11 protein-coding genes are annotated in these 9,691 nt (G+C 70.3%); 4 read left to right on the forward strand and 7 right to left on the reverse strand.

The window, feature by feature from the left end:
* The first annotated feature begins 10 nt into the window (after nt 1-10).
* Genes rfbB through ACFHNC_RS19680 form a run of 3 tightly spaced genes read left to right on the forward strand, consistent with a single transcriptional unit; the run spans nt 11 to nt 3,231 of the window.
* The gene (gene rfbB, locus ACFHNC_RS19670; RefSeq protein WP_437170941.1) at nt 11-1,072 is read left to right on the forward strand and encodes a dTDP-glucose 4,6-dehydratase; all 1,062 of its coding nucleotides are present in this window, start codon (nt 11-13) and stop codon (nt 1,070-1,072) included.
* 13 nt (nt 1,073-1,085) lie between these two features.
* Nucleotides 1,086-2,072 carry an NAD-dependent epimerase/dehydratase family protein gene (locus ACFHNC_RS19675; protein WP_437170942.1) on the forward strand — a complete coding sequence of 329 codons (987 nt, stop codon included), beginning with the start codon at nt 1,086-1,088 and terminating at the stop codon, nt 2,070-2,072.
* Between the two features lie 28 nt (nt 2,073-2,100).
* Nucleotides 2,101-3,231 (forward strand): DegT/DnrJ/EryC1/StrS family aminotransferase, encoded by a 1,131-nt coding sequence (locus ACFHNC_RS19680; protein WP_437170943.1) that lies wholly within the window; start codon nt 2,101-2,103, stop codon nt 3,229-3,231.
* On the opposite strand, the gene ACFHNC_RS19685 is transcribed toward ACFHNC_RS19680, so the two are convergent.
* The 7 genes from ACFHNC_RS19685 to ACFHNC_RS19715 form a co-directional block, all read right to left on the reverse strand.
* Nucleotides 3,163-4,962, reverse strand: coding sequence for a recombinase family protein (locus ACFHNC_RS19685; protein WP_437170944.1), 1,800 nt, complete (start codon nt 4,960-4,962; stop codon nt 3,163-3,165). The genes ACFHNC_RS19680 and ACFHNC_RS19685 overlap by 69 nt on opposite strands.
* 8 nt (nt 4,963-4,970) lie before the next feature.
* Complete coding sequence (locus ACFHNC_RS19690; RefSeq protein ID WP_437170945.1) at nt 4,971-5,255, reverse strand: hypothetical protein; 285 nt, start codon at nt 5,253-5,255, stop codon at nt 4,971-4,973.
* A gap of 610 nt (nt 5,256-5,865) precedes the next feature.
* Nucleotides 5,866-6,852 (reverse strand): DNA-primase RepB domain-containing protein, encoded by a 987-nt coding sequence (locus ACFHNC_RS19695; RefSeq protein WP_437170946.1) that lies wholly within the window; start codon nt 6,850-6,852, stop codon nt 5,866-5,868.
* Nucleotides 6,852-7,442: a hypothetical protein gene (locus tag ACFHNC_RS19700; RefSeq protein WP_437170947.1), complete on the reverse strand. Its 591-nt coding sequence runs from the start codon at nt 7,440-7,442 to the stop codon at nt 6,852-6,854. The genes ACFHNC_RS19695 and ACFHNC_RS19700 overlap by 1 nt, the downstream gene beginning before the upstream one ends.
* 92 nt (nt 7,443-7,534) lie before the next feature.
* Nucleotides 7,535-7,852, reverse strand: a complete 318-nt coding sequence (locus ACFHNC_RS19705) for a hypothetical protein (RefSeq protein ID WP_437170948.1) — start codon at nt 7,850-7,852, stop codon at nt 7,535-7,537.
* Nucleotides 7,853-7,898: 46 nt separating this feature from the next.
* Nucleotides 7,899-8,705, reverse strand: coding sequence for a DNA-primase RepB domain-containing protein (locus ACFHNC_RS19710; RefSeq protein ID WP_437170949.1), 807 nt, complete (start codon nt 8,703-8,705; stop codon nt 7,899-7,901).
* A gap of 165 nt (nt 8,706-8,870) precedes the next feature.
* Complete coding sequence (locus ACFHNC_RS19715) at nt 8,871-9,179, reverse strand: hypothetical protein (RefSeq protein WP_437170950.1); 309 nt, start codon at nt 9,177-9,179, stop codon at nt 8,871-8,873.
* A 5-nt stretch (nt 9,180-9,184) separates the two neighbouring features.
* On the opposite strand from ACFHNC_RS19715, the gene ACFHNC_RS19720 reads away from it, so the two are divergent.
* Nucleotides 9,185-9,691: very short patch repair endonuclease (locus ACFHNC_RS19720; RefSeq protein ID WP_437170951.1), on the forward strand; the 507-nt coding region annotated here is incomplete at its 3' end.

A 9,691-nucleotide genomic window follows, 5' to 3' on the forward strand; every position in this document is an offset into this window, starting at 1 on the left:
AGGAACCTGCATGAACATCCTGCTGACCGGCGGCCTGGGCTTCATCGGCTCCGCCGTCGTCCGCCGCCTGATCGCCACCACCGACCATGTCGTCGTCAATGTGGACAAGGAGACCTACGCCGCGAGCCACGCCGCGCTGGACACCGCGCGCGGCCATGCCCGCAATGTCCATGTCAAGGCGGACATTTGCGATGCGGAGGCGATGGCCGCCACGCTGGCGCAGTGGCAGCCGGAGGTGGTCATGCACCTGGCGGCCGAAAGCCATGTCGATCGCAGCATCGACGGCCCGGCCGAGTTCATCCGCACCAACGTCGTCGGCACCCAGGTGCTGCTGGAAGCCGCGCGCGCCCACTGGTCCGCGCTGCCCGCGCCGGCCAAGGCAAAGTTCCGCTTCCACCACATCAGCACCGACGAGGTCTTCGGCAGCCTGGAGACGCTGGACGCCAAGCCCTTCGACGAACACACCCCCTACGACCCGCGCAGCCCCTACAGCGCCTCCAAGGCCGCATCCGACCATCTGGTGCGCGCCTGGCACCACACCTACGGGTTCCCCAGCTTCGTCTCCAACACCACGAACAACTACGGGCCGTGGCAATTCCCCGAGAAGCTGATCCCGTTGGTTTCGCTGAACGCGCTGGAGGGCAAGCCCCTGCCGGTCTATGGCGACGGCGCCAATATCCGCGACTGGATCCATGTGGAGGATCATGCGGAGGCACTGTGCCTGGCCGCACTCGGCGCCGGCCAGCCCGGCGGCACCTACTGCATCGGGCCGCGCCAGGAACGCAGCAACCTTCAAGTGGTGAAGGCCATCTGCGCCGTGCTGGACCGGCTGCGGCCGGACCCGGCCGGGCCGCGCGAACGCCTGATCACCTTCGTGAAGGACCGTCCGGGCCACGATTTCCGCTACGCCATGGACCCGTCCGGCGCGGAAAAACTGCTCGGCTGGACCGCGCGTTACGACTTCGAAAGCGGGCTGGAGCACACGCTGCGCTGGTACCTGGACCATGAGGCCTGGTGGGGTCCGATCCGGGCGGCGAAGTATGCGGGGCAGCGGCTCGGACAAGCCGGTTAGGAAAGAGATGAATATGGATGGCTGGCGCGGCAAGCGGGTATTGGTGACGGGCGGCGCCGGATTCCTCGGCAGCGGCCTCTGCCACGCCTTGGCGGCGGAGGGCGCCCGCGTGGTGGCGCTCGATGCGATGGAGCCGGAGGGCGGCGCGAGCCCGCTGAACCTCGAAGGCAGCAACGTCATGCTGGTGCGTGGCGACATTCGCGACGCCGAGCTGCACAGCCTTTGCAACGGCATCGACGTGCTGTTCAACATGGCCGCGCAAACCAGCCACATGGGCGGCCAGCGCGACCCGGTCTCCGATATCGCGATCAACGCCGTGGCCCAGGTGCGGCTGATCGGCGTGATGCGCGAAGCCGCACCCAAGGCCACCGTGGTGCACGCCTCGACGCGCCAGTTCTACGGTCGCCCGCAATATCTGCCGGTGGATGAGAAGCACACGGTGAACCCGCCGGATGCCAATGGCGTCTCCAAATGGGCTGGCGAGCAGTACTGGCTGCTGGAAAGCCGCGTCCACGGCCGCCCCGTCGTCTCGCTGCGCCTGACCAATTGCTACGGCCCGCGCCTGCGGATCAAGGACGCCAAGCAGACCTTCCTCGGCATCTGGATCCGCCGCGTGCTGGAGGGTGATCCCTTCGAGGTCTGGGGCGGCGAGCAGCTGCGCGACCTGACCTATCTCGATGACGTGACGGATGCCTTCCTGCGCGCCGCCCTCCAGGCCAGCCGGCCCGAAGTGAACGGCAAGGTCTTCAATATCGGCGGCCCGCCGCCACTTTCGCTGCATGAACTGGCGGAGCGCCTGATCGCGGCCAATGGTGGCCAGGGCAGCTTCGTGACGAAAACCTTCCCGGCCGACCGGGCGCAGATCGACATCGGCAGCTATGCCGCCGACGATCGCGCCTTCCGCGCCGCCACCGGCTGGTGGCCGCGGGTCGATGTGGATGAGGGGCTGCGCCGTTCGCTGGAATGGTACCGCCCGCGCCTTGCCGAATACACCGCCTGATCCCGCCCACACAGGGAACGCCGCCACCATGAACGCCCCCATCCTCACCGTGCCGCAGGCCGACCCCGGCGCCGGCTACCGCGCCCACAAGGACGAGATCGACGCCGCCGCGCTGCGCGCGCTCGGCTCCGGCTGGTACATCCTCGGCCAGGAAGGCGCGGCCTTCGAGAAGGAATTCGCCGCCTGGCAGGGTGCTGCCCGCGCCGTCGGCTGCGCCAACGGCACGGATGCGCTGATGCTGACGCTGCGCGGCATGGGCATCGGCGCCGGCTGCACCGTGGTCACCGTTTCCCACACCGCGGTCGCCACCGTGGCGGCGATCGAGATGGTGGGCGCGACGCCGCTGCTGGTCGATATCGACCCGGACACCTTCACCATGGATGCCGACGAGCTCGTCGCTGTGTTGAACGACCCGCCGCCCGGCCTGCCGCCGATCCGCGCCATCATCCCGGTGCATCTGTACGGCCAGTCCTGCGACCTGGACCCGATGCTCGCCGCCTGCCGCGAACACGGCGTGATGGTGATCGAGGATTGCTCCCAGGCCCACGGCGCCACGCTGTCCGGCCGCAAGGTCGGCACCATGGGCGATGCCGCCTGCTTCTCGCTCTATCCCACCAAGAACCTTGGCGCGCTCGGCGATGGCGGGGTGATGTCCACCGATGATGCGGCACTCGCGGACCGTATCGGCGCCATCCGCCAGTACGGCTGGAAGGAGCGCTACATCAGCGACAGCATCGGCGTGAACAGCCGCCTGGACGAAATCCAGGCCGCCATCCTGCGCGTGCGTCTGCCCTACCTCGACGCCGCCAATGCCCGCCGCGCCGAGATCGCCGCCGCCTATGACGCAGCCCTGACCGATACCCCCTACGCCGCGCCCGTCCGCCGCGCCGATGCCGGCCATGTCTACCACCAATACGTCCTGCGCGTGCCGAACCGCACCGCCCTCATGGCCCGCCTCCGCGCCGAAGGCGTGGCAACGGCCATCCACTATCCCGCCCCCGTCCACCTGCAACCCGCCTATCGCGGCCGCACCCCCATGGGTCCCGCCGGCTGCGCCGAAACCGCCCGCGCCGCCAGCGAAGTCATGAGCCTACCCATGTTCCCGGAGCTGACCGACACCCAGGTCGCACATGTCTGCGGGGTGTTGCGGGGGTTGTGAGGGCGTTCTGCAAGAAGGGCTCTGCCCTCGGTGATCCCCTTTGACCGAACTCTGTGAGCGCGGTCGGCCAGGGGCGCGTGCCTCCGGTAAGATGCCGCCCGGTAGAACCGCGCCACCGAGTTCTAGCATTGCGCTGAACTGCCCCACCAGCTCGATGCCCGGCGGCCCGCCTTCGCCGTCCGGCGGCATGACGACCACCCGCGCGATCAAGGTCCGCGCCGCCTCGAGCGCCTCCGGCGCGCCCTCCCCGGCCAGGGCCTCCCGGAGCGCCGAAAGCCGGGCGCGGTAGACCACCCCGAGGTCAGGGGGCAGCCGCGCTGGTGCGGGTGGTGGCCCGGCGAGGGAGGCGCGGATCTCCTCCCGCCGCGTCTCCAGGCCGGCGAGGCGCTCGGCAAGGCCTTGCCCACGGGCGCCCTCCTCGAGGGCATTCAGCAGGTTGGCGACCTTTCGCTCCACCCCGGCCAGCTCCCGCCGCTGCTCCCCCCGGGCAGCCTCGGCCGAGGCGGTCCCGGCGTTCGACTCCTCCGCGAAGGCGCGCGCGAACTCGGCCGCCATCTCCGGATCCATCAGCTCGCGGCCGAGCGCCTCGCACACCCGCGTCTCGAGCGGCCCGCGGCGGACCCGGGCGCCATTGGTGCAGGCGCCAAACCTCGCGGCCGCGCAGGCGAAGTAGTCCCGGCCTACTGCCTTGTAGCTCCGGCCGCAGATGCCGCAGACCACCTTGCCGCTCAGGAGGTACTCCGGCCGGCGGCGCTCCCAGAACCGCGGGCGCGTCTCTCCCGCCTCCTGCGGCGCACGGTTTGCATCGAGGCGGGCCTGGACCTTTTCCCAGAGCGCAAGGTCGATGATCCGCAGTCCCGGCACGTTTAACCCGACGACCTCCTCCGCCGGGTTGCGCCGGCGCGCCTTCTTGCCGGTGTCAGGGTCACGGAGGGAGCGCTGTCGGTTCCAGACGAGCCGGCCGGCATAGATCGGGTTGCGCAGGAGGCCGGTGCCGCGGTCGGGCTTGCCGCGGAGCGTCTCTGGAGACCATGTGCCGCCGTTGGGGCCGGGCACGTCTTCGGCGTTCAGCGCCGCCGCGATCGCCTTCGGGCTGGCGCCGGCCGCGTAGTCCCGGAAGATTCGCAGGACGACGGCCACCCTTGTCGGGTTGGGCTGGACGAGCCCGCGCTCGACCTCGCCCGCGGCGGTCATCTGGCGGGTGACGTGGTCGTAGCCGTAGGGCACGCGCCCGACGAGCCGGCCGGCGCGGACCTTGCCTTCCTGGCCGCGCCGGGTCTTGTCGGCGAGGTCGCGCAGGAAGATGGCGCCCATCGTGCCCTTCAGCCCGATGTGCAGCGGGGAGATCTTGCCCTCGCCGACAGTGAACATGACGACGTCGTGGAACTCGGCCTGCTTGTAGAAGGCGGCTGTGTGCTCCTGGTCGCGGGAGATGCGGTCGAGTGACTCCGCCAGGACGACCTCGAAGCGGCCGGCGCGCATGCCATCGAGCAGCGCGCGGTAGCCGGGCCGCTCACGGATGGCGCCGCTGACCGCCGCGTCGGAGTGGACCTCCACGACCCTCCAGCCCTGGCGCTCGGCATAGGTGCGGCAGAGGCGGATCTGGTCGGCAATGGAGTTAGGGTTCTGCCCGTCATCGGAGTAGCGGGCGTAGATGGCGCAGCCGGCCGGCGTGCCGGTGGTGGTGGTGCCCGCGAGCAGCGACGTCTTGCGTGAGGCTTTCATGTCCATGTGGTCCGTCAGCGGCCCGCACCCAGGAGGGCGGCGGCGAGCAGCGTGGCTACGATGAGGAGGGTAAGGAGGAAGCCGGGTCCCACGGCGGCGCCGCGCCCCGGGCGGGCGAGGCGGCGGGCCTCGGCGCGGCCGAGTGCGGCGGCGAGGCGCAGGAGGGCTGCGCGGCGGGCTTCGGCATCGCTGGCCTTCTGGAGATGGAGTGCCGGCGATGCCGTATGGGACTGGCCGGCGGCCGCTTCGGGGCGTGCCGCCGTGCCGGTTGTCAGGAGAGGGCTGGGCTTCGTGCTCATGCGTCGGTGACCACATGGGCGCACGATCCGGCAGCACGCGACCGTGCGCCCGCAAGGTTGCGGGGCACGCGCGTTCTCGCGCCGAGCCGATGTTCTCATCGCCAGCGGCCGGGCTGCATGCGCGGCCGGTCACCCGGTCCGCGCCTCGGCGCTACACCTCCCCGATAGCGGAGACGGCAGCGCAGCCGCAACCTTGGCTAGTGCCGTCACCGACCGCCCTGGCGACGTCGCCTGGGTAGGCAGGGTGGTCGACGGTCCACGAATCGCGGCGTGGAACCTCGGGCCTTCAGGACGAGCAGTGCGACGAGCACCAACTCTGGCAGGCTCCGAGCGCCGGCGAACCGCAACGCGTGCTCCACGCTCCGGGGATCAACGTTGAACACCACCGCCGTCATCCGCCTGCCGCGGCCAAGCAGCCCGGCGATGCGTCCCCGCCGGAGCACGTCGGCTGCATAGTTCTCCGCGACAGGCGGCTCCAGGCCTTGCGCCTCCCGGGCCGCGCGCCATGCCTCTGCACGTCGCACCGCCGCGCGCAGGTCGGACGGGATGTAGGTCCGCCCCAGGCCCGGCCTGAACTCCAGACGGAGCTTCGCGTGCCGCCCTTTGCTATTCACTCCCTCTCCTCCCTCTCGCCGCCTTCTTCGTCTCCTTTCCCCGGGTTTCCACCCCCGCCGTGATCAGCAGCGCCCTCCCGGGCCAGCTCCCCGGCCGCAGCCGCGGTCGTGCGCGTGACGTAGTCCTGCGCCTCGGCCTCCTGCATCTCCGCGGCGCGGTCGCCTGCGAGCAGAACGGCCCGTACGAAGTCGCGCGTCGCGCCGCGCCCGAGAAGGCGCCGTGCCACCGCGTGGTCGAGCCGCGAGCGGTCGACCCGCATGCCCGGCGGGAGCGCGGCTTCGATGCGGCGCCTCGCCTCGCGGTACTCATCCTCCGGCCGGCAGGGCCGCAGCCGGCCCTGCCGGCGCACCGTCGCCGCCCGCGGCAACTCCTGGCGGAGCTGGCGTGCGTGCTCCTCGACGCCCTCTGCCACCCACATCAGGTATCGGGCCTCGTCGTCGACGCCCTCACAGGTCGACAGGAGCATAACATATGGAAACGAACCATCGGCGCGCTCGTGCCTCGCCTTTCGGTTCGTAAATCCAGCAAGGCGGCCGAGTTGTACCGCAGAGGCGGCGCCGCGGTCGCCATCGTAGCGCTCGGCAGCCAATTTCGCCGTCTGCGACGCGACCACCGCCTGCGGTCCCGCGCCGGGCTCTGCGAGCCGCAGCCATACCTGATGATTCCATGGGCTCGTGCCGAGCACCGCGGCCGGCCTGTGGCCGGCCGCGCGCATTGCCTCGAGACCGTCCTGGTCGATGTCGTCGACAAGGACGTAGCTTGTGTCCGCGGGTCTCGCGTAGATGTGGGCACCCGCTGCGTTGCGCGCCTTTAGCAAAGGCAGAAGCCGCAGCAGGCCGTCGGCCGTCGGATTGCGCAGCTCCGGGCGGCCGGCGTCACCTTCTGGGACAATGCGGACGTCGTAGCGGGCGGCAGGCAGCGCGGCGAGCCAGCCCTTGACGGCACGGAGCGTGAAGTCCGCGCGAGGTATCATGCTGGGCATTAAGCGCGGCTTTCCCCGCCGAGGCGCATGTCACGCAGCGCCGCGAGCCAACCGCCGGGCGGAGCCTCGAGGGCTTCGGCGTCGACGCCCCCGGCATTGAGGTAGTGCACGGCGCGGTCGCGCATCTCACGCAGCGTGGGCGCATGCGTGTCGAAGGCGAACTCGACGACGTTGGCCATGGTCCGGAAGTGCAGCGCCACCACACAGGCCGCGGCCTCAGGGTTCCAAGCGCCGCCAATTGCAGCGACACAGGTGGTGCGGTCCTCTGCCGGCAGGAGCGCGGCGGCAGCGAGGGCGGAGAGCACACCCTGGGTGACCACCAGCCTGGTGGTGCCCCGCGGCGGGGTGAACACGATGCCCTTCTGTGCGCCTCGCTTATAGCGCGAGGTGGTCCGGCCATTCGCGTCGCGGTAGATGCATTCCCAGTCGAGCGCCCTGAACTCGCTGTCATGATGCTGGGCAAACACAAGGCCCTCCTGCATGCGGATGCGGACCAAGCCGTGGAAACGCGCCGCGTCGGTGGTGCGCAGCCCGTGGGTGCGCCCGAGCCAGGTGTCCGGCTCGTCGTTTGGTGGGGTGATGAAGTTCATGTTGGGTGATCTCCGTGTCGTAGGATTTGCGCGCGCAGGCGCTGCTGCTGCGCGCGGCACCGGTGATGTGTGTTGGTGGTGAGCCAGCCCGCTCAGCGGGCGGGCGTGGCGGCCCGGTGAAAGCCGATGGCGATGGCCGTCTCCGGACCGAGTGCGTCACGGGCGGCTGCGACCGGGTCACCGGCGAGGGCCGCCGGGCCGAGCGCGCCGCGCAGGCCAAGGCGGATGCGTCGCAGCATGCCCCCGTCGGCGGCAAAGGCCTCGGCGAGAACACCGTGGACCGCTCCGGGCAGCGTGTCGGTGCTGTTCGCCGTGAGAACCCATTTCACGCTCGAAAGGTCGGGCGGCACGGCGAGCAGCGGGTCCTCGTATCGCCGTGCACTCTCAGGCTCGAGCAAGCCCAGCAGCACCGCGGGAACGGTCCCGTGGCCCTGCTACGTCGGCGCGCCGTCCACGTCATCGACCACCATCAGCGGGTTGCGCACCCGCGCCGCGGCGGGCCGCCATCCGCGCGAGTTCGGCGTTCGCCTGGACGAGGAGGTCCGCCGAACGTCCATCCACCCGCGGCGGGATGCAGGAGATGATGCGGAGGAACCGTGGCCGCCCATCCGGATGGCGCTGCATGGCCGGATGTGTGAACGCGGGTAGCCCGCCCAGCGCCCGCGCTGACGCCGTCGGGATCAGCCCGCCGAAGGCGCGCGCGAGCGTCCGTGCCACTGCCGCCGCGACGGGCGCCTCGACATCCTCCTCGGCCACGGTGACCCACGCCTGCAGCAAGCCGGGCTCCGCCTCGATGACAATGGCCGGCTGGTGTTGCGCTGCGAGGCGCTCCAGGCAGCCCGGCGTGAGCCCGTCGACCAGGACGTGCCGCGTGCCCCAGGGCCGCGCCACGACATGCGCGCCTAGCGCGTTGCGGTGGCGCAGCCAGCCGAGTGCGGCGAGCAGGTCTCCTCTGCTGATGCGTGCCTGCACGCAGCGGCCGTCACTGTTGTTGCGGACGGCGACGAGGTAGTCGCGTGCAGGAAGGGCGCTGCACCAACGCGCCACGACATCACGCGCCCTCCCGCCGAGTGACATCCTGGCGTCATCTTTGGTGCAGGCCACCGTGGTGAGAACACCCTGCTGTGATTGAATGCTGTCGGTGACCTGACGGGTTTGCACGGCAGGTCGAGCGGTATTCAGCCGGGCATCGGTGCTGGTGCTGGTGCTGGTGCTGGTGCTGGTGCTGGTGCTGGTGCTGGTGATGTGGGGTGCGGCGCGCATCGCGTCCTCTGTGCTGCGGGATGGGCGGCCGCTGCCCTATTCCAATCCCTGTTTCTCTTCCCCTTTGCTCCGTGCGTCGGGCACGGCGCGGGGGCGGCCGCAAGCCGCCGCCCCCGGGCGTGCAGACGCACGGAGGACTTCCTAACTTCTTCCCCTGTCTTCTCTTCAGCGGCGGCGTAGCCGCCGCGCATCGGTGTCGAGCGTCACAGCGAGCACCTTGCCATGCCGGGCAATGCCGATGCCGGCACGCCCCAGCGCCCGGCGCAGCCGGTCGGCTGTCGCCGGCCTGCAACGCAGGGGCTCGGTGTCGTCTCCTGGCGAGGCCGTGGTCTCCACGGCCTTGACCGTACGCACCGACACGCCCGCCTCCTCCGCGAGGCGTGGCTGTGTCCAGCCGAGCATGGCGCGGCCGGCGCGCAGGGTGGCGGGCGTAAATGCAAGATCGGGCTTGACGTGCTTGGGCATGATCTGCACTCTACGTGCATATATCCGGCGATGCGAATCCGCAGATCCGCCGCGACATTCCCCTGAACAATGCAGACCTGGAGAGAACGACCATGACGAGCATGGCGCGCATACCCTTGCGTGACACACGTCCGGAGAGGCTTGTGCTTGCCGCAGTGCGGCGGGTGTATGGCGGTCCGGTGACGACGCAGGCCGCCCTTCCTGGGACGCCTGACTTTGTACTGCCCGAGCTGCGCGTTGCCATTGAGGCGCACGGGTGCTTTTGGCACAACCACGCGGGCTGCCCGCACGCCCGCATTCCGGCGACGGACTATCCGTGGGCCGCAAAATTCGCGCGCAACCGGGCGCGCGACTTCCGCGTCCGCGCGGAGCTCGCCTCACTTGGCTGGCGCATGCTGTGGATCTGGGAGTGTGCTGTCATTGGCACGGGAGCGCTCCAGGTCGGCGACCTTGATGGGCGCATTGCCGCGTTCATCAGCAGCAGTGAGCCCTTCGCGCAGCTCGAAGGGAGAGAGGTAGAG

The organism is Falsiroseomonas sp. E2-1-a4, assembly GCF_051433165.1.
Taxonomy (GTDB): domain Bacteria; phylum Pseudomonadota; class Alphaproteobacteria; order Acetobacterales; family Acetobacteraceae; genus Falsiroseomonas.